The following is a 25,903-nucleotide window of genomic DNA, read 5'->3' as shown; positions in this document are numbered from 1 at the left end:
ATGCAGCGAAATGAAAAAACTGAATTTAATTGAAAGTATTTTAATTGTCATTGGATTGATCATGTTCGGCGTTGGTAGCAAAGTTCAATCGGTTAACACTGCCTTACCATGGTTACAATATGCCGGTTTAGGTCTGGTGTTCGTTACTGGGTTAGGTGATGCCATTTATCGAGTGGTCACCAAGCATAGTTTTCTTAAGTGATTTTGGCGCTTAAAGAACGAGGATAACAACAAACAGTCACTACAAGAAGTTACAACTTCTTGTAGTGACTGTTTGTTGTTAATCATTAAGTGGGCCGAAATAGGTGGCTTGTTCCATGCGCTTTTGAATTATAGATTAAGTGCCAACGAATAGATAATGAAGCCCCCAACTAACATGATGAGAATTGCAATGACTAGCCATAAAACGTTGTAAGCAGCCCGGCCAAATCGATGCTGTAAGTGCAGCTTGGCTTGAGAATGATCATGTTGGGCATTAAACAAGGAGGCGTTGGCGTTTTTCACCCAGTCAGCGCCATTTTTACCGTAATAAGGGTTGATACTACGATGACGATCGGTGCGACCATCATGCTTGGCTAACGGTTTATAGAGTTGCATCTCAATCCTCTTTTCGATGGTTTTTAGCTCTTTTGAGCCTTGTATGGGACAGCGTAGTTCTTAGGTGCATCACTGGCCTTGGCGTACTTCCAATGGCCGGACATCTTCTTCTCGAGGGGGGCGTTTTCTTTGATGCAGGTGAAGCGCGAGCCAACAGAGTTTTCAATGATAAAAATCCGGTTAAATTCGTGTCGTGTTTGGACGATGTGACAATCTTCGTGTTCAATCCCGAAAACATCTTTATAGACCAAAAAACATTATCTCCTTTATTTTGACAATCTAAAACGGTTAATTTTTACTAAACGTCGCTTTAAAGACATTCTTTACCAGTTGCAACATCTCTATTATAAACCCCAGACCAACGGCGTAAAGTCTATTTGCTCGATAAGTTAACTTAATTTCAAACTGTCAGGTTGAAAATACAGTGTTAGGTCGTCATTTTGTTAGCGTGCTAGGACTGATTACGGACTTAAATAGTTACTTTGGCAAGCGTTTAACCGAGCGAAAAACAAAAGGCATAAAACGTTGATATATCAACGTTTTATGCCTTAACAATACTTTCAGATACCTGAATTAATCGCCCGCACGGGGATCGAACCCGTAACTCCGCCTTGAGAGGGCGACGTCTTAACCAATTTGACCAGCGGGCAAATTCAATTACTATCTTAGCGAAAACTGGTCAACTTGTCAATCATTCATTTGAGTCGTAAGCGTAAAATCGTGACAATAACTAAGCCGATAAAAAGAATGAGGCAGTAACCAACGCTACACCAGAAAACAAAGGTTAAGAGTTGTGGCAATAAAAAAGTCCGCATGACGGCTAAGCCAATGGCGGTGACTGCCCAGACAATTAATTGTTGTCGAAGCCAATTGAATAAATGAGTGAGTTCGTTAAAGGTCAAAAGGGGTCCCTCCTTAGGGTTTAGTGTGGTGGTTTGGGGCCTAAATTACAAGTCAGAATACTGAATGACAGTGAATTTAATTGTGAGTTATTAAGCGGATTAAATTCAGGTTCAGGTCTTGACATGATTTCATCTTACGGTTAATATTAAAGAGTTGTTATTGGGTATTCGCCAAATGGTAAGGCCGCGGACTCTGAATCCGTAATTTACTGGTTCGAGCCCAGTATACCCAATTAGATCGTCGTATAAGTCATCAATGAAGCCGTCCTGCGGTTAGTTGATGGCTTTTTTTGATACAAAGCGAAAATTATTAAGAAATAGTTGACTTGGTTAGTAATTTCTAAAAGTGCTTAAGAAAGCCATAGCCCCCCTAGGCAATAGTTGGCTTCCTTGCTAAGCTTAGTCTTATCAACAACTAAATGATAGTTGCAGGGGGACGTCAACATGAAAAAAGGATTAATTGGGTTAGCAGTCGTTGGATTAGTTATTTTAGGTGCGCTATTCGGTTCTAAACAGGTCACAAAAAATCAAGGGACTGAATTGGCGATGGCTTTGGACAATGTGAATCCGCTGGTTAAGGTCAGTACCGTTTATGCGCTAACGAATACCGCCGTTAAAAAAGGCACCGGCCAAATGGGTGAAACAATCTATACGTATCGGATGGAAACCTATGATCAGGCTGGTAACGTGCGCTGGTTAACCTTTACAGCGGATAAGCGGTTACGCTTAAAGAAATATCTGAAAATTGAAACTAAAGGTCAAAATGTGAACAGTTGGACGGCAGTTGAGCAGACCACCGTGCCAGTTGAAGTCGTTCAAAGACTCGTTGAAAGTTAATTCAGGCGAGTAGTTCACGACCACTGAATATGCGCTGCCAATAGTCCCTGCAAGCCACATGCTTGCAGGGGCTATTTTTTGCGCAACTCATTTCGAAGCAAGGACCTGCGCAAATTGCCATTAAACGCACTTTTGGGTGTGTTCTAAGCGGAATGGTGAAAATAATAGTGGTATGCTGAGACTATGTTTATTAATGAAGTCGCAAAAAATCAATTAGTTGCGACTTTTTAACTGTCAAGGTCGCCATAAGTGAGTTACAATGATTTACGTGATACTTGTAAAGATGGTTGACAAAGTAACGGTTTTTCGTTAAATTAGGATGTTACGTTGTTATAACATAAATTATATTAGTGAAGGGGAGCGTGTTGATGCTTAAAATAGCGAAAGGTCGGATTTCATATATGGCCGTGATTGGTGCGATCTTATTTATGGTCGTCCAAGTTATCGCCAGTTTGAATCTACCTAGTTTGACGTCGAATATTGTGAATAACGGGGTCGCTAAAGGTGATATTAGTTATATTTGGAAAATCGGTTTTGAAATGATTGGATTTTCACTACTATCAGTTGTCGCAGCTTTTGGCAATGTTTTCTTAGCGGCACGATCATCACAACAGTTAGGTAAGAATTTACGTTCAGATATTTATAAGAAAGTCATTAATTTTTCAAATGATGAGTTTGATAAAGTTGAAACCTCTTCATTAATTACACGGACGACTAATGATGTGGTCCAGATTCAAAATGTCGCCATGATGGCGTTACGCATGATGATTATGGCCCCCATTATGTTAATTGGGGCGAGTTTTTTAGCGTATACCAAAAGTCATGAACTTACTTGGATTTTCGTGGTATCAATTCCTGTACTTATTATTTTTATTGGGTTAATCATGATGTTTGCAATTCCATTATTCCGGGCGATGCAGACTAAAACTGACCGGATCAACTTAGTTTTCCGGGAAGGCTTAACTGGGGTCCGGGTTATCCGTGCCTTCCGTCAAGATAAGTTTGAACAAAATCGGTTTGAAGAAGCCAACCAAGACTATACCCATAATGCGATTAAAGTTAACACGATTGTAGCGTTAGCGCTCCCAGTCATGACCTTGATTATGAGTGGGACTAACGTGGCGATTGTTTGGTTTGGGGGTCAATTGATCAGCAGCCAAACGATGCCCGTTGGGAACATGATTGCCTTCATGACTTATGCTATGCAAGTCTTGATGAGTTTTATGATGTTAGCGATGGTCTTTGCCTTGATTCCACGGGCTGCGGCTTCAGCTTCACGGATTCAAGAAGTTTTAGCCATTGAACCAAAAATTACTGATCCAGAAAAGCCAGTTGCATTATCAGATACGACGGCTCACGCCTTGGCCTTTGACCACGTGGACTACCGTTATCAAAGTGCGGAAGAACTTGCGTTAACGGACATTAATTTTAAGGCCCATTCTGGGCAAACAGTGGCGATTATCGGGGGAACTGGTTCCGGTAAGACCACGTTAGTTAACTTAATTCCTCGTTTTTATGATATTGATAACGGGCATGTCCGGGTTGATGGGCAAGATGTTCGAGATGTTCGGACACAGGACTTACACCAAGTCGTCTCATTTGTACCGCAAACGGCCACGTTATTTACTGGGACCATTCGCGATAACATGAAATTTGGGAAACCCGACGCAACCGATGCTGATATCTGGCATGCGTTAGAAATTGCACGTTCGACGGACTTCGTTAAAGAAGAAGGCGGGTTAGATGCGCACGTTGAACAAGGCGGGGGTAACTTCTCCGGTGGGCAACGACAACGGTTAGCGATTGCGCGAGCTTTGGTTAAAAAAGCCGCGGTATATGTCTTTGATGATTCGTTTTCTGCCTTGGATTTCAAGACAGATGCACAATTACGGGCTGAATTACGGCAAGATAAGTTAATTCAACAAAGTGTTGTCGTAATCGTTGCGCAACGAATTGCAACGGTTGCCGATGCCGACCTGATTATCGTCTTAGATAATGGGAAAGTAGTCGGTCAAGGGACCCACGCTGAATTGAAAGCAACTAATGCCGTTTATCAAGAAATTATGAACTCACAATTACGAGAGGAGGATCAACTGTAATGAGTGAAAAGAAATCAACGAATGAAGCTCAGCCCCGTCCAGCCGGCCCACAACATGGCCCTGGTTCACATCAGACGTTTGAAAAGCCTAAGAGCTTTTGGAAAACGACGATGCGCTTAATGCGGTACATGTCGGACCGTTGGGTTGGTCTAGTGGTTGTCATGATTTTTGCGATTGCATCCGTGATCTTCCAAATTCGGACGCCGAAGATTTTAGGGCAAGCCACGACTGAAATTTATAAGGGAATCATGAAGGGGAATGCGCAGCAACAAGCTGGGATTCACCAAACGGGTTTCCCGATTAATTTTGAAAAAATCGGTCAAATTATCCTCGTCGTTATTTTAATGTACTTGGCTTCGGCCATCTTTAGTTTTATCCAACAGTTTATTATGACGCGGATTTCGCAAGGCACCGTTTATAAGTTGCGCCGTTCTTTCAAAGGTAAGATGAAAGATGTGCCAATCTCATATTATGATACCCATTCAAATGGGGATATTATGAGTCGCGCGGTTAATGATATGGATAATATTGCCAATACCTTGCAGCAAAACTTAACGCAAGCAGTCACGAGTACAGTGACCTTTATTGGGACATTGTGGATGATGCTGTCAATTAGTTGGAAGTTGACGTTAATTGCCTTAGTGACCATTCCATTGAGTGTGGTCGTCGTCGGTGTGATTGCGCCGAAGTCACAAAAATTCTTTGGCACGCAACAAAAGAGCTTAGGGTTATTGAATAACCAAGTTGAAGAAAACTATGCTGGTCATGTGGTTATCAAGAGTTTTAATAAAGAACAAGATGCCATTGATGACTTTGAAATTCAAAATGATAATTACTATCAATCTGCTTGGAAAGCCCAATTTATTTCTGGAATTATTATGCCATTGATGATCTTCTTGAATAACATCGGCTACGTTTTCGTGGCGATTATTGGTGGGATTGATGTTGCCAATGGGAAAGTTTCCCTAGGGAACATTCAAGCTTTCTTACAATATACCCAACAATTCTCACAACCTATCTCACAGATGGCGAACTTGTTGAACACGATTCAATCAACGATTGCGTCTGCTGAACGGGTTTTCGACGTGTTGGATGAAGAAGAGATGCAACAAACTAAGTCGGCGTTACCAGCGAAGACGGATGATGATAACCTGATTAGTTTGGATCACGTGCAGTTTGGCTATAACAATGGTGACTTATTGTTAACCGACTATAACTTAGATGTTAAACGCGGTCAGCAGGTCGCAATTGTCGGGCCAACCGGGGCCGGTAAAACGACCATTATTAACTTGTTGGAACGTTTCTACGATATTAGTGGCGGCTCTATTCGCTTGAACGGGGTCGATACACGTGATATTTCACGTGAAGACTTACGGTCACACTTTGCGATGGTCTTACAAGACACGTGGTTATTTACAGGAACCATCTTCGATAACTTGAAGTATGGTCGTGAAACTGCAACGGATGATGAAATCTATGCAGCGGCTAAAGCAGCGCACGTGGATGAATTTGTTCGGAAGTTACCAGATGGTTACCAAACGATTCTGAATGAAGAAGCCTCAAATATTTCACAAGGTCAACGCCAATTATTGACGATTGCCCGGGCATTTGTCGCTGATCCAGAAATCTTGATTCTCGATGAAGCCACGAGTTCAGTTGATACGCGGACCGAAGTGCATATTCAACATGCGATGGAACGGCTGTTACAAAACCGGACTAGTTTCGTGGTTGCGCACCGGTTATCAACGATTCAAGGTGCCGACAATATTATTGTGATGAACCATGGTTCCGTTGTTGAAACTGGAACGCATGAAGGATTGATGGCCCAAAATGGCTTCTATGCCGATTTATATAACAGTCAATTTACCGGTAATATTAGTCTCGACTAAAGGAGGGGTGTCAATTGTTTCGAAAAAAATATGTAATTGCGACCGTGGCCGGTCTGATGGCACTAGTCTTAGCGGGCTGTGGGCAGTCAAAATTAACGACGACCAAGTCAACCTATACGCGTAACGGCTTAGTGGCAGCAGTTAAAGGTCAGGCTAGCACGAAAAAAGTCAGTTATCAGATTGATGGTCAAGCGACTAAAAAGCAGACCGTCCACAACGGGACGTTCATTATTCAAGTTCCGACTAAGACGAAACGCCAAGTGATTAAGTTAACTGCTGGTAGTCGCCAAAAAACGGTTTATGTCAAAAGCGCTAAGCGGATTGCCAACTACCAAACGTTAGCAACGGCGTATAACCAAGCGTTGATCGCATCGAAGATGACCAAGTCACAACAAGCAGCGGCTAAGAAGTTACAAACGCAAGCAGCTGCGATGAAACAACAACAGGCGCAGATCCAAGCCACAGTTAAAAAGGCGAAAGCCCAAGTGGCCCAAGGCGGGACGGCGGCAGTGACTGGCGCGCAAACGTTGCAGACCCAACAAGCAGCGGCTGCTAAGCTCCAAACGCAAGCGGCTAGTTTACAAGCCAGTCAAAAGACTGTTGCGGCGGCGATGAAGACGGCTAAAAGCCAAGTTAAGGGTGAGCTGTTACCAACCAAGACCCCAACTGGTGTCACTAACGTGGTTACGACTAAAGACTACAAGATTCGGATGAATGTTCAGTCTGGTGACGTCATGGGAACGGCCATGATTGTGCCAACTAAAGCCTTTAAAGATAAGACCCGTCAGCAGAAGTTCGGCGTGTCATTTGCATTAATGACCAGCATGTCTGGTGCAAATGCGAAACAAGTTATGAAAAAGTTTAATAAAGAAACTAAAAATAATAGTAGTAGTACGACGACGATTGATCCCATCACTTCGAAAGGGGTCCGGTTCACAATCGGGATCTCAACGACCAATCTCTATATCTTTATGGCGAAGTAAGCGCCATGTAAACGTCAAATGCGCCTAGGGGCTAAGCTCCTAAGCGCATTTGACGTTTTTTATTCGAATGAAAGTTCTAAGAAATAGAGTTGTTTGCTGGGGAGATGTGCAGTTGAGACCCAGACTTCATGGTAATTGGGGACTTTCTTTTCCGTATAATCGAAAAAGAAGTCCAGTAGATTACCGTTTTTGGCGACAAAGTCATCCTGAAAACGATTGACGAGTAACTTATTGTCAGGAAAATAAATTTCTGGATTAGCGACCTTTAAGTGGTCTGGAATGCCCATCCGAATGACATTGGTATACTCCGGCATGGTGAACGAAATTTCTGCTGGATGATGGACGATGTAGAACATAATGTTATAGATTGAGTCAGAATTACTTGCCACGACGAACCATTCCCTTGCTGAATTTAAACCTATTATACCAAAGTATTGCCGAAAGACAGTAATTGTTTCCAGTCGAAGCTTGACAAATCTCTCATAAACTATTAATCTTTTAACTAAATTCCAATTAATCAATTGGGGTAAATGACTCATGAAGGAAGCTGAAAGTTATGGCAACAGTAGCATTGGATTGGAACAACTTGGGGTTCAACTATCGGAATCTCCCGTACCGTTATCGCGCCTATTGGAAAGATGGCAGCTGGTATAAAACGGAACTAACTGGTGATGCAACTTTACATATTAGTGAAGGGTCGACGGCCTTACACTACGGACAACAAGATTTTGAAGGCTTAAAGGCCTATCGGACGAAGGCTGGTGACGTGCAATTGTTCCGGCCAGACCGGAATGCCGCACGGATGCAAACCAGCTGTGAACGCTTGTTAATGCCACAAGTGCCAACTGATATGTTTGTCGACGCCGTTAAATCAGTGGTTAAAGCTAATCAAGATTACATTCCACCCTATGGTACCGGCGCAACGCTATATTTGCGGCCACTCATGATCGGGGTCGGTGGTAATATTGGGGTTCATCCAGCAGAAGAATATATTTTCACGGTCTTTGCAATGCCAGTCGGTAGTTACTTTAAAGGCGGGATGACGCCAACTAACTTCACGACGTCTAATTATGATCGGGCCGCCCATAAAGGGACCGGGGCCTATAAGGTCGGCGGAAACTATGCGGCCAGCCTCTTTCCTGGACAAGAAGCGCATCAAAATGGTTATTCTGACTGTGTTTATTTGGACCCCGTTGATCATCAAAAGATTGAAGAAGTGGGTTCAGCTAACTTTTTCGGGATTACTAAGGACAATAAGTTTGTAACGCCGAAGTCACCATCAATCTTGCCGTCCGTTACGAAGTATTCATTACTTTATTTAGCGGAACATAAATTTGGCATGGCAGTTGAAGAAGGCGACGTGTATATCAACGACTTAGACCGCTTTGCTGAAGCTGGCGCGTGTGGGACTGCGGCTGTTATTTCGCCAATTGGTGGGCTCGAACATCAAGGCAAGCTCCACGTCTTTTATAGTGAGACGGAAGTCGGTCCGGTCACTAAAAAGTTATACGATGAATTAACCGGTATTCAATTTGGTGATCGCCCAGCACCAGCTGGCTGGATTCAAAAAGTACCTTTAGATTAATCGGTGTGGCGCTCCTGGTAAGCGCGATGAAATAGTCGCTGCAAGCATTAGGCTTGCAGCGACTATTTTTTTGGCTAATGCGTGTTTTGGGTCGTGTGCAGAAAAGAGTGGTAGTTCCTGGTCAGGACGCTTACACTAGATGCAAGACTTGAGAATAGGACGGCTAAAAATGATATTTACGCAAACTAAACTTGAAATTAACCGACTAGTTGACCAGCATCTGGTGCCAGGCGCTAGCTATGCGCTGCTACATGGGACCCAGGTTGATACTGGTCAGGTCGGTGTCGCTCAGATTCAACCAGCCGTCAAACCATTATGGACGGATGCCTTGTATGATTTAGCCTCGTTAACGAAGGTCATTGGGACGACGACTTTAGCGTTACAATTACGTGCACAAGGCGCCTTGGACTTCAACCGTCCCATCCATGATTACTTACCGGCATTTAAAAATAAACAGGTCACAATTCGCCACCTGATGACCCATACGAGTGGGATTAGCGGTTATATTCCGCAGCGAAATACGTTAAGTGCAACTGAATTGTTAGCAGCGATTCAAGTGTTGCCCATTAGTCAGGCTAACTTGAATCATCGCGTAGTTTATACGGATTTAGGGCCACTGCTAACTGGGCTAATTATTGAAAAAATCTTGGGTCAGGCGATTCAACCAGCTATCATGACCCAGGTCATCCAGCCGCTCGGGTTACCCCACGCGACTTTTACCCCGCAACCGGCTGACTGTGTGCCAACGGTTTATTCAGCTAAGACTGGTTTACTACAAGGCGTGGCACATGACCCCAAAGCGCGGATTTTAGGGGCCCATTGTGGCTCGGCCGGCTTATTTGCAAGTGTCGCTGATTTAGTCCGGTTTGCGCAATTCATGTTAGGCCAATGGCAGCTACCAGCGGTGCTCACGCCAGCAGTGATTACCAGCTTGTACCAAGATTGGACGCCTAATCAGCGGTTACGACGAAGCTTTGGTTGGAACTTATGGCAGGCGGGCCTGCATCGACCACCGATTATTTTTCATACAGGTTATACCGGCACTTTATTAATGTTGGATCAGACCACACAATCAGCGTTGATTTTCTTAGCTAATCGGGTCCATCCAACGGCCCCCAACAATGCCTTTCTCCCAGCACGTCGGCGGTTAATTGGCACCTGGGTGGCCGAGACTCTTGAAAATTAATGCTAAGCGGTTTCACAACCGCTTACAACTATGCTAAACTTTAATTACAAATCAAGTAAATGGAGTGAGTGACGTCATGAGTGAACCTTATTTCTTAGCACCAGTTTTTCATGAAAAAATCTGGGGTGGGCAACGATTAAAGACCGACTTCGGTTATGATATTCCTAGCGACCATACCGGTGAATGTTGGGCAATTTCAGCGCATCCCCATGGCCCGGCCACTGTTGAAAATGGGCCTTATCAAGGGATGACCTTGGACCAAGTCTGGGCCGAACATCGTGATGTCTTTGGTAATGCGAAGGGCGATGTGTTCCCATTATTAACCAAAATTTTAGATGCTAATGAAGATTTATCTGTGCAAGTGCATCCAGATGATGCGTACGCGGCAAAGCATGAACATGAATTAGGTAAGACAGAATGCTGGTATGTCATTGCAGCTGAACCTGGTGCGACGATGGTCTACGGCCACTATGCCAAGACCCGTGAACAATTAGCCGACTGGATTCATAATGGCGAATGGGACAAATTGTTCCGACGGGTTCCGGTTAAGGCGGGCGACTTTTTGTACGTGCCATCTGGGACGATTCATGCCGTGGGTAAGGGCATCATGGTCTTAGAAACTCAGCAAAGTTCAGATACAACGTATCGGCTTTACGACTGGGATCGGGTAGATCAAACGACTGGTCAAAAGCGGGAACTACACCTGCAACAATCAATTGATACGACAAATGTGCCGCATCATGATCCTGATTTGGCGATTACCACCACGCAAGTTGGCGATGCGACGGTTACGAAATATGTTGAATCACCATTCTTTGGCGTTTGGCAATGGCGGTTGACGGATGGTCAAGCGACCTTTAATCGTGGTCAAGCACCATATACGTTAGTTTCTGTCTTGGCGGGAGCTGGGAGTATTACCGTAGATGGTCAGGATTTTCCTTTGAAGAAGGGTGTTCATTTTATCTTGCCATTTGATGTTAAGCAATGGACAATCAAGGGTGACTTACAATTAATTGCTTCTGAACCAGGGAAACAAGCCTAATTAGTTAACCCCCTTAAACCATAAAAAAGATTGATACTCGTCGATTACGAGTGTCAATCTTTTTTTACGCCAAAGCTGATGTTATCAGAATAGTTGAAACGCTTTCTAAAAGTGCATAAATAAAATTTATCTATTAAGGGGGTGTATTAAATGCGTCAAAAAAAGCACCGACCTAGTTGTGTGAGCCAACTAAGGCAGTGCTTTGGTGATAGCTAATTAAGGTTTAATGATGACATTTTTGGTGAGATCTTCAGTCAATGTATCCAAAGCACTAAAATCGGCGGCTGGGTATTTACGTTGCAGCGTTAATTTTAGGATTCGTTTGGCGAGGGCTTCATTCCGCGCTAAGATGGGACCATGGAAATAAGAGCCAAAGGTATTTTTGTAAATGACGCCTTCGGATTGGTCTTGACCATTATTACCATTACCTTGTAAGACTTGACCCAAAGGCCGTTCGCCCTGACCTAAAAAGGTGGTGCCGTTATGGTTTTCAAACCCATAATAAGTTTGGCCGGTTTCGGCATTTTTAATGGTGATATTGCCGATAAACCGATTGTTATCTTGGCTGAGCGTGTAGTGATCTAAGGCACCAATGCCGGCGATTTTTTCACCATGGGCACCAATATAGTAGTGTCCCAACATTTGAAACCCACCACAAATAGCTAAACAAGGGCCATCGTTTTCAATATAAGCCGTTAAAGCGGCTTTTTTGGTTTGTAAATCTTTAGAAACAATAGTTTGTTCATAGTCTTGACCACCACCAAACAACACAAAGTCATACGTGTCAGCGGGGAAAGGGTCATCTAAACTGATTAAGTCCACATCGATAGTGGCGTCAACGGCTTTGGCATAATAGCGCATCGCTAGAAGGTTACCAATGTCGCCATAGGTGTTCATGAGGTCGCCATATAGATGGGCCGCTTTTAAAGTATAAGTCATAATTACGCCATCCCTCCGTCAATAATCCCTTGGCTTGCCAGTTGTTTGCGTAGTTGTAACATTGCGGTGTAAGTTGCAACCACATAGACTTGTTGCGTGGGCAACTTTTTGATTTCGGCTGTCATCGTGGTTAAATCTGGGACAATCGTCAGCTTTTCAGGTGTTACCCCGGCAACTTTCAAGCGGAACGTAATATCACGATAGCGTTCGCCACCACTAATGTAAGCTGGCACGTGCATGGTTGGTAACTTTTCAAAGTCGCCATCCCAAATCCAGCTCGTATCAATGCCGTCCGCATAATTAGCATTTAATAGGGCAGCAAAAGAGAAGGGCCGGTCATCTGTACTGATCATTTGGATAACTTGGTTTAAGCCGACCGGATTCTTCACTAAAATCAACGTGACGTCCTTGTCGCCGACGTGGAAAATTTCTTGGCGGCCAAAGACTTGTTCGTCATTGTCGCTTAAAGCATGTGCAATTTTAGCTGGGGCAACCGCCATAAAACGGCCGATTGCAAAGGCAGCCAAGGCATTATAAATATTGTATTGGCCGCCGATATTTAAGTGCATCGCTTGGCCGTTGATTTCAAAGTCGGAAGAGGTAGGGGTCATTGCGGTCAACGCATTGAGCCGGTAAGTTAAGTGTGGGCGTTCAAAGCCACAGTGGGGGCAAAAATACTTTCCCATATTGCTGTAAGTCCGAGTATGATAATGCAAAATATGTTGACAACGCGGACAAAGTAAACCATCCGTATTGGCCGGAGCCTTAATATCGGTATCGGGCTGATAGTCAAAGCCGTAGTAAAGAACCGGATTAGGCAATTTTTTTGAATTAAATAAGGGCAAGTCCCCATTGGCAATAATCGTTGCCGTGGGGGCCAGCGCAATACCGTCTAAGATTTTTTGATAAGTGGTGTAGATCTCCCCATAACGGTCCATTTGATCACGGAAGATATTCGTTAAAACGATTGCTTTTGGCGTAATATATTTGGTGACCATGATGACGTTAGCTTCATCAACCTCTAGAACTGCTAGTGGTTTTTGGTGGGCGTGGGGCGCGGTTAAGAACGTCGTGACAATCCCTTGTTTCATGTTTGATCCACTCGGATTAGTTAAAATATCAGGATATTGTTCCCGCAAAACTTTTACTGTCAGTGCCGTTGTCAAAGTTTTGCCATTGGTGCCAGTAATGACAATGACGTTATAATCTTTAGCCAGTTGTTTTAGAATAGTTGGATCTAGTTTTAAGGCTAATTTGCCAGGCAGTGAACTACCACCGCCGCGGAAAGTGTGCAGGAACCAGTAAGCCGACTTACCGGTCCAAGTTGCCAGTGTACTATTAATTGACATCGTATATGGGCCCCTAACTATTTAATAAAATCAGTGGAACTGTGTGTCCTACTCTCAAGTATTTTATACTGAACGCGCCTAAAAGAAAAGCGATACTGTTGGGATTGGCCCGCATTTATGAAATCATTAATGGCTTTTCGCTACTGATTGCTGAAATTCAACCTTAAATCAGCTATAATTAATTAGAAATGTGTAAAAAAGGGGACTGAGTAGCTTGGCACAGTTATTTTTTCGATATGGTGCGATGAATAGCGGTAAAACAATTGAAATCCTGAAAGTTGCCCATAACTATGAAGAGCAAAATAAGGCGGTCATTATTATGACAAGTGGGTTGGACAATCGGGATGGCGTGGGCTACGTCGCTAGTCGGATTGGCTTGAAACGACAAGCTATTCCCATTTTTGATGAGACGAACTTATTTGAAAAGGTTGAACAAACTAATCCGGATGCTGCTTGTGTCCTCATTGATGAGTCGCAATTTTTAAAAAAGCATCATATTATTGAACTGGCCCATGTCGTTGATCAATTACAGATTCCGGTCATGACTTTTGGCCTCAAAAATGATTTTCGAAATGAACTATTTGAAGGTAGTAAATACCTGTTGTTGTATGCGGATAAGATTGAAGAGATGAAGACGATTTGTTGGTTCTGTCGTAAAAAGGCCATTATGAACTTACGCTTTCACGATGGTCAGCCAGTCTATGAGGGTGAACAAGTCCAAATTGGGGGTAATGAAGCGTATTATCCCGTTTGTCGTCGTCATTATTTCTGTCCGCCGAAATTAACGAAGTGAGGAATTAACCAAGCATGGATAAATTTTTTGATAAATTACAAGCCGTTGCCGATCGGTATGAAGAACTCGGTGAATTGTTAAGTGATCCAGAAGTAATTGCTGATAGCCAACGTTTCATGAAGCTGTCAAAAGAAATGGGTAATATTCGCGAAACGGTTGAAAAATATAACCAATACAAAGATGTTACGAGTCAAATCAAAGAAAACGACGAACTGTTACGTGAAAAGTTGGACGATGACATGAATGCGATGGTCAAAGACGACTTGAAAAGTTTGAACGCCGAAAAAGATCAATTGGAACATGCCATTACGCTCTTAATGTTGCCAACCGACCCGAATGATGATAAGAATATTATCATGGAAATTCATGGGGCTGCTGGTGGTGATGAAGCGAGTTTGTTTGCAGCGGATTTATTTAATATGTACTCTAAATATGCTGAACGGCAGGGCTGGAGTGTTGAAGTTGCTGATCGTAACGAAACCGAAGTGGGTGGTTTTAAAGAAATCGTCTTAATTATTTCAGGGAAGAAAGTTTATTCGAAACTGAAGTATGAAAGCGGCGCTCATCGGGTCCAACGGGTCCCAGTGACAGAATCTGCTGGTCGGGTTCATACCTCAACTGCGACGGTCGGCGTGATGCCGGAAGCCAAAGATGTGGATATTAAGCTTGAACAAAAAGATATTCGCGTGGACGTGTTCCGGTCATCTGGTGCCGGTGGTCAGCATATCAATAAGACTTCTTCAGCGGTCCGTATGACGCATTTACCTACTGGTATCGTGGTTTCAATGCAAGATCAACGGTCACAACAACAAAATCGGGCCAAAGCAATCGAAATTTTGCGGGCGCGGGTCTATGATTATTATCAATCTAGAGAACAGAACCAATACGATGCTGAACGGAAGTCGGCCGTGGGTTCCGGGGATCGCTCTGAACGGATTCGGACGTATAACTTCCCTCAAAATCGTGTAACTGATCATCGAATTGGCTTAACTTTAAATAAACTTGATCGGGTCATGAATGGTGAATTGGATGAAGTGGTCGACGCATTAATCTTAGCCGATCAAACGGAAAAGATGGAGCAATTAACTAATGACTAAAGCCCCCAGTCAACCAACGTACTTTGAAGCCCAGCGATGGGCTTCTTTTTGTCTAAAAACGGCTCAGCTACCTACAGATAACGCGCGGTTTTTACTGTTAGGGCTGACGCATTTAGATCAGACACAACTGTTAATTCATTATCGTGACCAGTTACCCTTAGCTGACTGGCGGGTATTTCAAGCCGCCGTGCAACGAGTGATTGCTGGGGAACCGGCCCAATACGTGCTCGGTCGGGCACCTTTTTATGGGTTAGAGTTGGCCGTTACGCCAGCAGTTTTAATTCCACGAGTTGAAACCGAAGAATTAGTAGATTGGATTTTGACCGATCAGGCGGCTCAGTCGGAGTTAACGCTTTTGGATGTTGGCACTGGTTCTGGCGCTATTGCCTTAGCTTTAAAGCAAGCCCAGCCGACTTGGCAAGTGACGGCGAGTGATATTTCAGCCGCCGCTTTAGCTGTTGCTAAAACGAATGCTGATCGCCTAAAACTCGCTGTTAACTTGGTTGAAAGTGATTTGTTCGCAGCACTACCACCCACGCCGTATGAGGTGATTGTGAGCAATCCACCGTATATTGCGACGACGGAGCGGGCAGTGATGGATGCCAGTGTTTTAAATTATGAACCCCAGCAAGCGTTATTTGCGGCCCATGCCGGGTTAGCAATTTATGAACGGTTGGCCCAGACTGTGGCCCAACATTTGGCACCACAAGGTCGACTGTATTTAGAATTTGGTTACCAGCAAGGCCCGGCAGTCCAAGCGTTATTTGAACAGGCCTTGCCAACCGCAACCGTGACGCGACGACAAGACTTAGCCGGTCATGACCGGATGTTGCGCGTGATTAAGCAAGCTTAACGAGAGAAAAGGACGGCATATATTATGGAAACAAAAATTTTTAGGCCTACCGACGTGGCTCAAGCAGCCCAGCTAATTCAGGCGGGACAATTGGTGGCTTTTCCAACAGAAACTGTGTATGGCTTAGGTGCAGATGCAACTAATGTCACAGCAGTTAAGCAAGTGTATCAAGCCAAAGGCCGACCGAGTGATAATCCGTTGATTGTCCATGTGGCGGATGTGGCGACAGTGGAACGATTTACCCAACCGCTATCGGTAGCGGCGAAAAAGTTGATTAAAGCCTTCTGGCCGGGACCGTTGACGATGATTTTTAAGTTGAAGCCGGCTGCTTTAGCACCCGAAGTTACTGGGGGCTTAATGACAGCTGCTTTTAGAAATCCGAATAATGCGGCAACCCTAGCCTTAATTCGCACGGCACAGACGCCCATTGTCGGGCCATCGGCAAATACTTCTGGTAAGCCGAGTCCCACGACTGCCCAACATGTGTATCATGATTTAGCTGGTAAAATCGCCGGTATCTTGGATGATGGTGCGACTAAAGTTGGCGTTGAATCCACGGTATTGGATTTATCCGGCACGCAACCGGCTATTTTACGGCCTGGGGCGGTTACCGCAGCTGAAATTGAAGCCGTCATTGATGAGACTGTTTTAACGGAACAACAGCATGTTGGCGTGACGGAAGTGCCCAAAGCACCCGGAATGAAATATAAACATTATGCGCCGGATGCGCAAGTCTATATTGTGGATCAGCCCACTGACTGGCCACAAGCCTTAACTTGGGCGCGTCAGCAAGCAGCAGCGGTTGGGGTAATGGCGACGGACGTTATCTTAACTAACAATCAGATTCCAGCAAATTGCGAACAATTTTCGTTAGGAACTGATATTCAATCGGCAAGTCGTGAACTGTTTGCAGGCTTACGACACTTCGATACTGAAACTGATATTAAGATTATCTTGTGTCAAGCCTTTGAAAATAAGGGATTAGGTGCGGCGTATATGAATCGGCTAAATAAATCTGCCGGCCAGACCCATTTTAGTGTATAATAACTTCAGTTAGTAAAACACGAAGATTGTCACTTGCGAAACGGAGGAAATAGTCATGAATTACCAAGAACAAGATCCAGCAGTTTGGACGGCAATTAAGCAGGAACAAGCACGGCAGCAACATAACATTGAGTTGATTGCTTCAGAAAACATCGTCTCCAAAGGTGTGCGGGCTGCTCAAGGCAGTGTTTTGACGAATAAGTATTCAGAAGGTTATCCTGGTCATCGGTTTTATGGGGGCAATGAATTTATTGACCAAGTTGAAACTTTAGCCATTGAACGGGCCAAGCAGTTATTTGGGGCCGATTATGCTAATGTCCAACCACACTCCGGTTCGCAAGCGAATGCGGCGGCTTACATGGCGCTAATTCAACCCGGTGATCGCGTTATGGGGATGTCGCTAGATGCCGGTGGTCATTTGACCCATGGCTCGAGTGTTAACTTCTCTGGTAAACTCTATGATTTCCAAGGCTATGGCTTAGATCCTGAAACTGAGGAATTAAATTATGACGCAATTTTGGCTCAAGCCAAGGAATTCCAACCAAAATTAATCGTTGCTGGGGCATCAGCCTATAGTCGGTTGATTGATTTTGCTAAGTTCCGTGAAATTGCGGATGCCGTTGGGGCGTTGTTAATGGTTGATATGGCCCATATTGCTGGCTTAGTAGCAGCTGGGTTACATCCAAGTCCATTTCCATATGCGGATGTTGTGACAACGACGACCCATAAAACTTTACGTGGCCCGCGTGGTGGGATGATTTTAGCTAAGGCTGAATATGGCAAAAAAATAAATTCAGCTGTTTTCCCTGGTAATCAAGGTGGCCCATTGGACCATGTGATTGCAGGTAAAGCCGTAGCTTTTGGTGAAGATTTACAACCAGAATTTAAGACCTATGCGCAGCAGATTATTAAGAATGCGCAAGCAATGGCAGCTGTCTTCAATCAATCCGATTTAGTGCGGGTTATTTCTGGTGGGACCGATAATCATTTGATGACGTTAGATATTACGAAATCTGGTTTAAATGGGCGCCAAGTTCAAGACTTATTGGATACCGTTTATATTACGGTTAATAAGGAAGCTATTCCGAATGAAACTTTAGGCGCTTTTAAAACTTCTGGTATTCGGTTGGGGACACCGGCAATTACGACGCGGGGCTTCAATGAAGACGAAGCTGCACAAGTGGCCCAATTGATTCTGCAAGTGTTACAAGCACCTAAAGATGAGGCTAATTTAGCGGCGGTTAAACAACAAGCCTTAGCCTTAACTGCTAAGCATCCAATTGATGTTGACTAAGTAATTCCGTTCAGGTCTGGTTTTTTTCCGTCAAGTTAGCTACAATAGAAAGAAATCACTAAGGAGCGTGTAACGTCACATGGGTAAGTTTGAGGTTTTGAATCATCCGCTCATTCAACATAAGTTAACGATTATTCGGGAAAAAGAATGCGGGACTAAAGTATTTCGGGAAATGGTCAATGAAATATCGACATTGATGGCTTATGAAGTTTCACGTGATATGCCATTGAAAGACATTGAAATTGAAACCCCAATTGTCAAGACAACGCAAAAAACTTTGGCTGGTAAGAAAGTTGCGATTGTACCAATCTTACGGGCCGGGTTAGGCATGGTTGATGGGGTCTTAAACATGATTCCAGCGGCCAAGGTTGGGCACGTCGGCATGTATCGCGACGAAAAGACACTTAAACCAGTGGAATACTTTGTTAAATTGCCAACTGATATTTCGCAACGTCAATTATTTGTCGTTGACCCAATGTTAGCTACTGGTGGTTCTGCCATCATGGCAATGGACATGTTGAAGAAGCGTGGCGCTAGCAACATTAAGTTTATGTGTTTAGTTGCAGCACCAGAAGGGGTTAAAGCCCTTCAGGAAGCTCACCCAGATATTGATATTTATACGGCAGCTTTAGACGATCATTTGAACGAAGATGGTTACATTGTCCCTGGATTGGGCGATGCTGGCGATCGGTTATTTGGTACGAAGTAAAGTTAATTAAATTGATTGAGAAGATCCCGCTGGCTATAATGGCTGGGGGGTCTTTTTGGTAGAGTGAGAAGGACCCCCGGTAGCTTTTGAGCATTGCCTAGCCCTAGCGTTATTCGGTGTCCTGCCGAATGGCGCTAGGGTGTAGCAAGCGGAAAAAGCTGGGGTTCCGAACACGTTTCGGCTGGCAAGGTTAAGTGCGGTTGGATTAAATTTGCCGAAACGTGTTCACCAAACCTGAGGGTTCCGCTTAGCAACCCCGGCCAATCACTCGCAAGCCCAGCGAGTCATCGGCCGGGGCGACTAATGCTCACCCTCACCCCGGTTGGGTTCACACGATAAAATTGACAACCAGTCCCCAAAAGCCTATACTAATCAAAATTAAACAGTTCCTTTAAATTAGCTCAGAGAGGCTGAAAAGGATTTGACCGGAAATTTACTCGCTAAGAGTGGATACTATTCAGGCAGACCAGCCACTTTGAGTGGGGGCCTGTCTTTTCTTTTGTAAAAATTCTTAGAGGGGTGCGCGATGGCGAAGCAAAAAGCATTTCATAATGATGATGTTGTCTTAGATATTCATGATCGGCCTAAGTTTGGCAGTTGGCTGGGACTTTCGATTCAGCATTTATTCTCAATGTTTGGTTCAACTGTATTAGTGCCAATTTTAGTCGGTCTGAATCCTGGGATTGCTTTATTTAGTTCCGGGGTCGGAACCTTGATGTACATTTTGATTACGCGACATAAAATTCCAGCTTATATGGGATCGAGTTTTTCATTCATTGTGGTGATGCAATCATTGATGAAAACTGCCGGTTATCCCGCAATTGCGCAAGGGACGATTGCAGTTGGGGTCGTTTACTTAATTGTTAGTTTGTTGGTTACCTTAATTGGCTCTGATTGGATTGATAAGGCCTTACCACCAATTGTTGTTGGACCGATTGTCATGGTTATCGGTTTGTCGTTAGCGGGAACTGCAGCTAAGGATGCGACTATTAATGGTAGTAACTATGATTTAAGGTTCTTTGCAGTTGCGATGTTAACGATGATTTTAACGGTTATCTTTAATATGTACTTGCGGGGATTTATGGGCTTGGTGCCAATCTTATTAGGCATTGTCTCCGGGTATTTGATTGCGGTGCTGTTTGGGATTGTCAACTTTGCCCCCGTTATGGCTGCAAAGTGGTTTGCGTTACCTAATTTTCAGATGCCATTTATCAGCTATCATCCAGGAATTTATTGGGGTGCGATTTTTAGTATGGCACCGATTGCCTTTGTTACCATGTCGGAACATATGGGCCATATCATGGTTTTAAACAAACTGACCAAACGCAACTTTTTTAAGGATCCGGGGTTAAATCATACTTTAGCCGGTGATGGGACGGCTTCAATCATTGCTGGGTTGGTCGGTGGCCCGCCAGTGACGTCTTATGGTGAAAATATTGGGGTATTGGCAATCACCCGGGTACACAGTATCTATGTGCTAGCCGGAGCGGCGTTCTTTGCGATTGTCTTTAGCTTTGTTGGTAAATTATCAGCCTTAATTCAAAGTATTCCGTCACCCGTCATTGGTGGCGTCAGCTTCTTACTATTTGGGGTAATTGCGTCAAGTGGGATGCGAATTCTGATTGATAATCACATTGATTTTAATCAAAAACGTAATTTAATGATTGCTTCAGCCGTTTTAGTTATCGGGATTGGGAATGCTTATTTACAAATTGGCCAATTTCAATTTAGTGGTTTAGCAGTGGCAACCGTGTTAGGAATCGTAATGAACCTAGTCTTGCCAAAGCAAGCAGGCAATGAGAAGTAAGCGCAAACACATCAGTCATTCAAAATGAACCAAGGCTAAATATTAAAAATCCCACGGCATGAAAGCGACATGAAAGCTTGATGTTGTGGGATTTTTGTGAAGTGAATAAAAGTTGAATTTATTTTGAAATTTTGATGCGGTGGTGGTATTATTACCATTGTATTTTAATTAGGTGAGAATCTAATTTACTATTTCATGTTTCGATACAATTGACGTTATGTGCAGTACACGTTATGGTTATCGTGAAACATCGAAATTAAGGAAAGAGGTGATATTCAGTGGGTGATCCAGTTCCTACGGTCAAATTCCTGGGTCTAACGTTCAATATTGCGAATGACATTTCAGTTTTGCTCACTTGTGTGATTGTATTTCTGTTTGTCTTTTTATTATCGCGACATATCGCGTTGAAACCCAAGGGTGGACAAAATGTGCTGGAGTGGCTCATCGAGTTCACGAATGGCATTGTCAAAGGTTCAATTAAGGGGAATGACGCATCAAGATTTGGTTTATATGCGTTTACGTTATTCCTCTTCATTTTCGTTGCTAACCAAATCGGGCTATTGATTCATGTCCAAGTTGGTCAGTATACGTACGTTAAGAGTCCAACCGCTGATCCGATTGTGACATTAACGTTATCGTTAATGACGATTGCTTTAGCACATTATGCCGGAATTGCGAAAAATGGTGCCAAGACTTATTTTAAGGGCTATTTAGCACCATTCACTTTATTCCTACCGCTTAACATTTTCGAGCAATTTACAAATTTCCTAACGTTGGGATTGCGGTTGTTCGGGAATATCTTCGCCGGTGAAATGTTACTGACCCTGATCAGTGGGTTAACCAGCAGTAATAACTGGTTCAGTTACATTTATTCATTCCCCGTTGAGTTAGCTTGGCAAGGATTTTCAGTCTTTATCGGTAGTGTGCAAGCATTCGTGTTTGTCACCTTGACTTCAGTTTATATTTCTCAACAGGTTTCACCTGAGGAATAGAAATTTTCAGCTTTTTAAATTTAAGGAGGATACACAGATTATGGGAGCTCTTGCAGCAGGTATTGCTATGTTTGGTGCCGCGATTGGTGCTGGTATTGGTAACGGTTTGGTTATTTCTAAAATGCTTGAAGGTATGGCCCGTCAACCAGAATTATCTGGTCAATTACGGACTAACATGTTCATTGGTGTTGGTTTAATTGAAGCGATGCCTATCATTTCCTTCGTTGTTGCCTTAATGGTTATGAACAAGTAGGCCATTGGTTAAACGAGTTCATTTTATAAAAATGAAAGAAGGAGGTGTCATTAGATGCTCTCGCATTTAATTATCGGTGCATCCGGTTTATACCTAGGCGACATGTTGTTTATTGCGATTAGTTTTTTGGTGTTAATGGCAATTATTGCTAAAGTTGCTTGGAATCCTATCACGAAAATGATGGCTGACCGAGCTGACAAAATTGCTAACGATATTGATGCAGCACAAAAATCACGGCAAACTGCTACTGATTTAGCTGATCAACGGCGCGAGGCTTTATCACATTCACGGAGCGAGGCGAGCGACATTGTCTCAGATGCCAAGCAAAGTGGTGAAAAGCAACGGGCTTCAATCGTTACTGACGCTCAAAACGAAGCGACGCAGTATAAACAAAATGCGCGCAAAGATATTGAACAGGAGCGTCAAGATGCCTTAAAGAACGTCCAAGCTGACGTGGCTGACATTTCTGTTCAGATTGCTTCGAAAATTATTAAGAAGCAATTAGACCCTAAAGGCCAACAGGCATTAATTAATTCGTATATTGAAGGGTTGGGAAAGCATGAGTCTTGATAATCTTACAATTGCAAACCGATACTCAAAGGCACTCTTTGAGCTTGCAGTTGAAAAAGATCAGACCGAAGCATTCCTGGCTGAATTAAAACAATTACGGCAAGTCTTTAACGAGAACCCGCAATTGGCAGAGGTCCTAACAGGATCATTGCTTTCGGTTGATCAAAAACAGACAACGTTGTCAACTTTGACTGACCAGGCTTCAGAATACATTAAAAACTTTATTCAAATGTTGTATGATTACGGCCGCATGGCGAATTTGGTAGCCATTATCGACGCGTTTGAACAACGTTATGATGAAAGTCATAAGATCGTGCATGCCGAAGTAACGTCGGCGGTCGAGTTGTCAGATGAGCAAGCAGACGCCATTGCAACAGCGTTTTCCAAACGGGTAGGTGCCGAAAAAGTGACCTTGTCACAAAAAGTCGACCCTGCCATTATTGGTGGCGTAATCGTCAAGTCGAACAATCAAACGTTTGATGGCAGCGTCGCGTTACAGTTAACCAACTTACGACGCGCACTCATCAACAATTAGAAAGTCTTTTACGAAGAGGTGAAACTTTTATGAGCATTAAATCTGAAGAAATCAGTGCTCTAATCAAACAACAATTAGAAAGTTATCAAACTGAGCTCTCAGTTGCTGAAACTGGTACTGTTACCTATGTTGGTGATGGGATCGCCCGGGCACATGGACTCGATAACGCCTTACAAGGTGAATTACTCGAATTCAATAACGGGGTTTATGGTATGGTACAAAACCTTGAAAGTAACGATGTTGGTATCGTTATTTTAGGGGACTTTGATGGTATTCGTGAAGGCGATACTGTTAAGCGGACCGGTCGCATCATGGAAGTTCCAGTTGGGGACGCCATGATTGGCCGGGTTGTTAATCCTTTAGGTCAACCAATTGATGGTTTAGGCGAAATCAAGACCACGAATACGCGGCCAATTGAACATAAAGCGCCTGGGATTATGCAACGACAATCAGTTAATGAACCCCTCCAAACTGGGATTAAGGCCATTGATGCCTTAGTACCAATTGGTCGTGGTCAACGTGAATTGATTATCGGTGACCGTAAGACTGGGAAAACTTCTGTCGCTATTGATGCTATTTTGAACCAAAAAGACCAAGACATGATTTGTGTCTACGTTGCAATTGGTCAAAAAGACTCAACGGTACGGGCTCAAGTTGAAACCCTTAAGAAGTATGGCGCCATGGATTATACCATCGTCGTCACTGCCGGTCCTGCGGAACCAGCACCATTACTTTACTTGGCACCATATGCGGGTGCTGCAATGGGTGAAGAGTTCATGTTTAATGGCAAGCATGTTTTGATTATCTATGATGATTTATCAAAACAAGCAACCGCTTATCGTGAACTTTCATTGATTCTTCGTCGTCCTCCAGGTCGTGAAGCTTATCCTGGTGATGTTTTCTACTTGCATTCACGGTTACTCGAACGGGCAGCTAAGTTGAATGACGAGTTAGGTGGCGGGTCGATGACGGCCTTACCAATCATTGAAACCCAAGCTGGGGATATCTCAGCTTATATTCCAACGAACGTTATTTCAATTACCGATGGTCAAATCTTCTTGGATAGCGATTCATTCTATTCTGGGGTTCGACCAGCCATTGATGCCGGGGCTTCTGTTTCTCGGGTCGGTGGGGATGCACAAATCAAAGCGATGAAGTCTGTTGCTGGGACATTACGTTTGGATTTGGCTTCTTTCCGTGAATTGGAATCATTCTCACAATTCGGTTCTGACTTGGATGCGGCAACGCAAGCGAAGTTAAACCGTGGGCAACGGATCGTCGAAGTCTTAAAGCAACCCGTTCATTCACCATTAAAGGTTGAAGAACAGGTCATGATTTTGTACGCCTTAGCCAATGGTTATTTGGATAAAGTCGCAATTGAAGATATTGCCCGTTATCAAAGTGAATTATTCGACTTTGTTCGGACCAGTCATCAAGACTTATTTGATACGATTGTTTCAACGAAAAAATTACCAGATGCTGACCAAATCAATGGCGCATTGGATGAATTTGCACAGCAGTTCCAGCCAACCGCTGCCGCTGCTAAGTAGTTAATGGCTGAAAAGGATGGTGAGTAGTGCATGGCAGAATCATTAATGGATGTCAAGCGCCGGATTGACTCAACCAAGAAGACCCATCAGATTACGTCCGCAATGCAAATGGTTTCAACGTCTAAGTTGAACCAGATTCAAAAGCATACGAGTACGTATCAAGTGTATGCCTCCAAGGTTGAAAGCATCGTTTCACATCTTGCCAAAGCTCATCTGATGTCAGCGAGCGCTGGTGTGCCAAACAGTAATTCCAATACCATTTCGGTGAGTGAATTATTGGCCCAACGCCCCGTTAAACGCACTGGCTTATTAATCATCACCTCTGATCGAGGGCTTGTGGGAAGCTATAATAGTAATGTCTTGAAACAGACAAACGACTTTATGCGGACTCATAATTTAGATGCTGATAATGCCGTTGTTTTAGCGGTTGGTGGCACTGGTGCGGACTTTTACAAGAAGAACGGCTTAAACGTCGCGTATGAATACCGCGGGGTTTCCGACGTGCCAACTTTTACAGAAGTCCGTGAAATCGTTAAAACAGTCACTTCGATGTACCATAATGAAGTCTTTGATGAACTTTACGTTTTCTATAATCACTTTATCAACCGGTTATCATCCGGATTTCGGTCAGTTAAAATGCTACCGATTTCCGAAGAAACCTTTGCTCAGAGTGAACAAGATAATCGTAAAGCCAAAGACAGCCGGGTTGATGTCGGTCCTGAGTATGAAATGGAACCGTCAGAAGAAGCGATTTTGTCGGCAGTTTTGCCACAATACGCTGAAAGCTTGGTTTATGGTGCAATCTTGGATGCCAAGACTGCGGAACATGCTTCATCGTCAACGGCGATGAAGGCTGCATCAGATAATGCTGGCGATTTAATCGATAAGCTAAATCTAAAATATAATCGCGCTCGTCAAGCTGCTATTACCACTGAAATTACTGAAATCACTGGTGGCTTGGTTGCGCAAGAATAACGAATTGGGAGGAATTAACGACT

General features: G+C 43.7%; 27 protein-coding genes and 2 tRNA genes. 22 read left to right on the top strand and 7 right to left on the bottom strand.

Annotation, left to right across the window (positions count from 1 at the left end; genetic code table 11):
• The first annotated feature begins 10 nt into the window (after positions 1-10).
• Positions 11-202: a hypothetical protein gene (locus tag C5Z26_RS04665; protein ID WP_105448827.1), complete on the top strand. Its 192-nt coding sequence runs from the start codon at positions 11-13 to the stop codon at positions 200-202.
• A 128-nt stretch (positions 203-330) separates the two neighbouring features.
• Here the strand turns inward: C5Z26_RS04665 and C5Z26_RS04660 are convergent, their stop codons facing one another.
• From C5Z26_RS04660 to C5Z26_RS04645, 4 genes are all read right to left on the bottom strand, one after another.
• Positions 331-597 carry a hypothetical protein gene (locus tag C5Z26_RS04660; protein ID WP_105448826.1) on the bottom strand — a complete coding sequence of 89 codons (267 nt, stop codon included), beginning with the start codon at positions 595-597 and terminating at the stop codon, positions 331-333.
• Between the two features lie 23 nt (positions 598-620).
• Positions 621-848, bottom strand: a complete 228-nt coding sequence (locus tag C5Z26_RS04655) for a hypothetical protein (RefSeq protein ID WP_105448825.1) — start codon at positions 846-848, stop codon at positions 621-623.
• A 326-nt stretch (positions 849-1,174) separates the two neighbouring features.
• Positions 1,175-1,247: transfer RNA gene (locus tag C5Z26_RS04650), tRNA-Glu, on the bottom strand.
• Between the two features lie 45 nt (positions 1,248-1,292).
• Complete coding sequence (locus C5Z26_RS04645; RefSeq protein WP_105448824.1) at positions 1,293-1,499, bottom strand: hypothetical protein; 207 nt, start codon at positions 1,497-1,499, stop codon at positions 1,293-1,295.
• A 161-nt stretch (positions 1,500-1,660) separates the two neighbouring features.
• Between C5Z26_RS04645 and C5Z26_RS04640 the strand changes: the two genes are divergently transcribed.
• The 5 genes from C5Z26_RS04640 to C5Z26_RS04620 all read left to right on the top strand — a co-directional run bounded on the left by C5Z26_RS04640 (position 1,661) and on the right by C5Z26_RS04620 (position 7,307).
• Positions 1,661-1,732 (top strand) — tRNA-Gln (locus tag C5Z26_RS04640).
• A gap of 211 nt (positions 1,733-1,943) precedes the next feature.
• Entirely contained in the window at positions 1,944-2,336 is a 393-nt protein-coding gene (locus tag C5Z26_RS04635) for a YxeA family protein (protein WP_105448823.1), read from the top strand.
• Between the two features lie 368 nt (positions 2,337-2,704).
• Complete coding sequence (locus C5Z26_RS04630; RefSeq protein WP_105448822.1) at positions 2,705-4,435, top strand: ABC transporter ATP-binding protein; 1,731 nt, start codon at positions 2,705-2,707, stop codon at positions 4,433-4,435.
• Positions 4,435-6,324 carry an ABC transporter ATP-binding protein gene (locus tag C5Z26_RS04625; protein WP_105448821.1) on the top strand — a complete coding sequence of 630 codons (1,890 nt, stop codon included), beginning with the start codon at positions 4,435-4,437 and terminating at the stop codon, positions 6,322-6,324. The genes C5Z26_RS04630 and C5Z26_RS04625 overlap by 1 nt, the downstream gene beginning before the upstream one ends.
• Positions 6,325-6,338: 14 nt before the next feature.
• Entirely contained in the window at positions 6,339-7,307 is a 969-nt protein-coding gene (locus tag C5Z26_RS04620; RefSeq protein ID WP_105448820.1) for a hypothetical protein, read from the top strand.
• Between the two features lie 59 nt (positions 7,308-7,366).
• Here C5Z26_RS04620 and C5Z26_RS04615 read toward each other — a convergent pair whose 3' ends face one another.
• A complete protein-coding gene (locus tag C5Z26_RS04615) occupies positions 7,367-7,696 on the bottom strand; it encodes a hypothetical protein (RefSeq protein WP_105450134.1) in 330 nt (109 codons plus the stop codon).
• A gap of 167 nt (positions 7,697-7,863) precedes the next feature.
• Here C5Z26_RS04615 and C5Z26_RS04610 point away from each other — a divergent pair, with 167 nt between their 5' ends.
• From C5Z26_RS04610 to manA, 3 genes are all read left to right on the top strand, one after another.
• A complete protein-coding gene (locus C5Z26_RS04610) occupies positions 7,864-8,892 on the top strand; it encodes a branched-chain amino acid aminotransferase (RefSeq protein WP_105448819.1) in 1,029 nt (342 codons plus the stop codon).
• A 169-nt stretch (positions 8,893-9,061) separates the two neighbouring features.
• Positions 9,062-10,078 carry a serine hydrolase domain-containing protein gene (locus C5Z26_RS04605; RefSeq protein WP_234005730.1) on the top strand — a complete coding sequence of 339 codons (1,017 nt, stop codon included), beginning with the start codon at positions 9,062-9,064 and terminating at the stop codon, positions 10,076-10,078.
• A 76-nt stretch (positions 10,079-10,154) separates the two neighbouring features.
• On the top strand, positions 10,155-11,120 hold the full coding sequence (gene manA / locus C5Z26_RS04600; protein ID WP_105448817.1) for a mannose-6-phosphate isomerase, class I: 966 nt from the start codon (positions 10,155-10,157) through the stop codon (positions 11,118-11,120).
• A gap of 216 nt (positions 11,121-11,336) precedes the next feature.
• On the opposite strand, the gene C5Z26_RS04595 is transcribed toward manA, so the two are convergent.
• Both C5Z26_RS04595 and C5Z26_RS04590 read right to left on the bottom strand, forming a co-directional pair.
• Entirely contained in the window at positions 11,337-12,059 is a 723-nt protein-coding gene (locus C5Z26_RS04595) for a type 1 glutamine amidotransferase (protein WP_105448816.1), read from the bottom strand.
• A gap of 2 nt (positions 12,060-12,061) precedes the next feature.
• Positions 12,062-13,408, bottom strand: a complete 1,347-nt coding sequence (locus C5Z26_RS04590; RefSeq protein WP_105448815.1) for a Mur ligase family protein — start codon at positions 13,406-13,408, stop codon at positions 12,062-12,064.
• Positions 13,409-13,622: 214 nt separating this feature from the next.
• Here C5Z26_RS04590 and C5Z26_RS04585 point away from each other — a divergent pair, with 214 nt between their 5' ends.
• The 13 genes from C5Z26_RS04585 to C5Z26_RS04525 all read left to right on the top strand — a co-directional run bounded on the left by C5Z26_RS04585 (position 13,623) and on the right by C5Z26_RS04525 (position 25,880).
• The gene (locus C5Z26_RS04585; RefSeq protein ID WP_105448814.1) at positions 13,623-14,201 is read left to right on the top strand and encodes a thymidine kinase; all 579 of its coding nucleotides are present in this window, start codon (positions 13,623-13,625) and stop codon (positions 14,199-14,201) included.
• A gap of 14 nt (positions 14,202-14,215) precedes the next feature.
• Positions 14,216-15,298: a peptide chain release factor 1 gene (gene prfA, locus C5Z26_RS04580; protein ID WP_105448813.1), complete on the top strand. Its 1,083-nt coding sequence runs from the start codon at positions 14,216-14,218 to the stop codon at positions 15,296-15,298.
• Complete coding sequence (gene prmC, locus C5Z26_RS04575; RefSeq protein WP_105448812.1) at positions 15,291-16,151, top strand: peptide chain release factor N(5)-glutamine methyltransferase; 861 nt, start codon at positions 15,291-15,293, stop codon at positions 16,149-16,151. Before prfA ends, prmC begins: the two co-directional genes overlap by 8 nt.
• Positions 16,152-16,175: 24 nt before the next feature.
• Positions 16,176-17,195 (top strand): L-threonylcarbamoyladenylate synthase, encoded by a 1,020-nt coding sequence (locus C5Z26_RS04570; RefSeq protein ID WP_105448811.1) that lies wholly within the window; start codon positions 16,176-16,178, stop codon positions 17,193-17,195.
• Between the two features lie 55 nt (positions 17,196-17,250).
• The gene (glyA, locus tag C5Z26_RS04565) at positions 17,251-18,489 is read left to right on the top strand and encodes a serine hydroxymethyltransferase (protein WP_105448810.1); all 1,239 of its coding nucleotides are present in this window, start codon (positions 17,251-17,253) and stop codon (positions 18,487-18,489) included.
• Between the two features lie 79 nt (positions 18,490-18,568).
• Complete coding sequence (gene upp, locus C5Z26_RS04560) at positions 18,569-19,198, top strand: uracil phosphoribosyltransferase (RefSeq protein ID WP_105448809.1); 630 nt, start codon at positions 18,569-18,571, stop codon at positions 19,196-19,198.
• A gap of 526 nt (positions 19,199-19,724) precedes the next feature.
• Positions 19,725-21,005, top strand: a complete 1,281-nt coding sequence (locus C5Z26_RS04555) for a uracil-xanthine permease family protein (protein WP_105448808.1) — start codon at positions 19,725-19,727, stop codon at positions 21,003-21,005.
• A 278-nt stretch (positions 21,006-21,283) separates the two neighbouring features.
• The gene (atpB, locus tag C5Z26_RS04550) at positions 21,284-21,997 is read left to right on the top strand and encodes a F0F1 ATP synthase subunit A (RefSeq protein WP_105448807.1); all 714 of its coding nucleotides are present in this window, start codon (positions 21,284-21,286) and stop codon (positions 21,995-21,997) included.
• A gap of 40 nt (positions 21,998-22,037) precedes the next feature.
• Positions 22,038-22,250 carry a F0F1 ATP synthase subunit C gene (gene atpE, locus C5Z26_RS04545; RefSeq protein ID WP_105448806.1) on the top strand — a complete coding sequence of 71 codons (213 nt, stop codon included), beginning with the start codon at positions 22,038-22,040 and terminating at the stop codon, positions 22,248-22,250.
• Between the two features lie 54 nt (positions 22,251-22,304).
• The gene (atpF, locus tag C5Z26_RS04540) at positions 22,305-22,820 is read left to right on the top strand and encodes a F0F1 ATP synthase subunit B (protein ID WP_105448805.1); all 516 of its coding nucleotides are present in this window, start codon (positions 22,305-22,307) and stop codon (positions 22,818-22,820) included.
• Positions 22,810-23,355: an ATP synthase F1 subunit delta gene (gene atpH / locus C5Z26_RS04535; RefSeq protein WP_105448804.1), complete on the top strand. Its 546-nt coding sequence runs from the start codon at positions 22,810-22,812 to the stop codon at positions 23,353-23,355. Before atpF ends, atpH begins: the two co-directional genes overlap by 11 nt.
• A 29-nt stretch (positions 23,356-23,384) precedes the next feature.
• Positions 23,385-24,905, top strand: coding sequence for a F0F1 ATP synthase subunit alpha (atpA, locus tag C5Z26_RS04530; protein WP_105448803.1), 1,521 nt, complete (start codon positions 23,385-23,387; stop codon positions 24,903-24,905).
• A 30-nt stretch (positions 24,906-24,935) separates the two neighbouring features.
• On the top strand, positions 24,936-25,880 hold the full coding sequence (locus C5Z26_RS04525; protein WP_105448802.1) for a F0F1 ATP synthase subunit gamma: 945 nt from the start codon (positions 24,936-24,938) through the stop codon (positions 25,878-25,880).
• Positions 25,881-25,903 lie beyond the last annotated feature (23 nt).

Origin of the sequence: Lactobacillus sp. CBA3606, assembly GCF_002970935.1 — a bacterium.
Taxonomy (GTDB): domain Bacteria; phylum Bacillota; class Bacilli; order Lactobacillales; family Lactobacillaceae; genus Lactiplantibacillus.
This window is presented reverse-complemented; position numbering and strand designations above follow the sequence as displayed.

Bases quoted from the DNA above. Each gene is read 5' to 3' on its own strand.
- C5Z26_RS04625 (WP_105448821.1), top strand. From the start codon at position 4,435: ATGAGTGAAAAGAAATCAACGAATGAAGCTCAGCCCCGTCCAGCCGGC.
- prmC (WP_105448812.1), top strand. From the start codon at position 15,291: ATGACTAAAGCCCCCAGTCAACCAACGTACTTTGAAGCCCAGCGATGG.
- C5Z26_RS04610 (WP_105448819.1), top strand. From the start codon at position 7,864: ATGGCAACAGTAGCATTGGATTGGAACAACTTGGGGTTCAACTATCGG.
- C5Z26_RS04630 (WP_105448822.1), top strand. From the start codon at position 2,705: ATGCTTAAAATAGCGAAAGGTCGGATTTCATATATGGCCGTGATTGGT.
- C5Z26_RS04660 (WP_105448826.1), bottom strand. From the start codon at position 597: ATGCAACTCTATAAACCGTTAGCCAAGCATGATGGTCGCACCGATCGT.
- C5Z26_RS04555 (WP_105448808.1), top strand. From the start codon at position 19,725: ATGGCGAAGCAAAAAGCATTTCATAATGATGATGTTGTCTTAGATATT.
- manA (WP_105448817.1), top strand. From the start codon at position 10,155: ATGAGTGAACCTTATTTCTTAGCACCAGTTTTTCATGAAAAAATCTGG.
- upp (WP_105448809.1), top strand. From the start codon at position 18,569: ATGGGTAAGTTTGAGGTTTTGAATCATCCGCTCATTCAACATAAGTTA.
- C5Z26_RS04525 (WP_105448802.1), top strand. From the start codon at position 24,936: ATGGCAGAATCATTAATGGATGTCAAGCGCCGGATTGACTCAACCAAG.
- atpA (WP_105448803.1), top strand. From the start codon at position 23,385: ATGAGCATTAAATCTGAAGAAATCAGTGCTCTAATCAAACAACAATTA.
- atpF (WP_105448805.1), top strand. From the start codon at position 22,305: ATGCTCTCGCATTTAATTATCGGTGCATCCGGTTTATACCTAGGCGAC.
- atpE (WP_105448806.1), top strand. From the start codon at position 22,038: ATGGGAGCTCTTGCAGCAGGTATTGCTATGTTTGGTGCCGCGATTGGT.
- C5Z26_RS04605 (WP_234005730.1), top strand. From the start codon at position 9,062: ATGATATTTACGCAAACTAAACTTGAAATTAACCGACTAGTTGACCAG.
- atpH (WP_105448804.1), top strand. From the start codon at position 22,810: ATGAGTCTTGATAATCTTACAATTGCAAACCGATACTCAAAGGCACTC.
- C5Z26_RS04570 (WP_105448811.1), top strand. From the start codon at position 16,176: ATGGAAACAAAAATTTTTAGGCCTACCGACGTGGCTCAAGCAGCCCAG.
- prfA (WP_105448813.1), top strand. From the start codon at position 14,216: ATGGATAAATTTTTTGATAAATTACAAGCCGTTGCCGATCGGTATGAA.
- glyA (WP_105448810.1), top strand. From the start codon at position 17,251: ATGAATTACCAAGAACAAGATCCAGCAGTTTGGACGGCAATTAAGCAG.
- C5Z26_RS04595 (WP_105448816.1), bottom strand. From the start codon at position 12,059: ATGACTTATACTTTAAAAGCGGCCCATCTATATGGCGACCTCATGAAC.
- C5Z26_RS04590 (WP_105448815.1), bottom strand. From the start codon at position 13,408: ATGTCAATTAATAGTACACTGGCAACTTGGACCGGTAAGTCGGCTTAC.
- C5Z26_RS04665 (WP_105448827.1), top strand. From the start codon at position 11: ATGAAAAAACTGAATTTAATTGAAAGTATTTTAATTGTCATTGGATTG.
- C5Z26_RS04635 (WP_105448823.1), top strand. From the start codon at position 1,944: ATGAAAAAAGGATTAATTGGGTTAGCAGTCGTTGGATTAGTTATTTTA.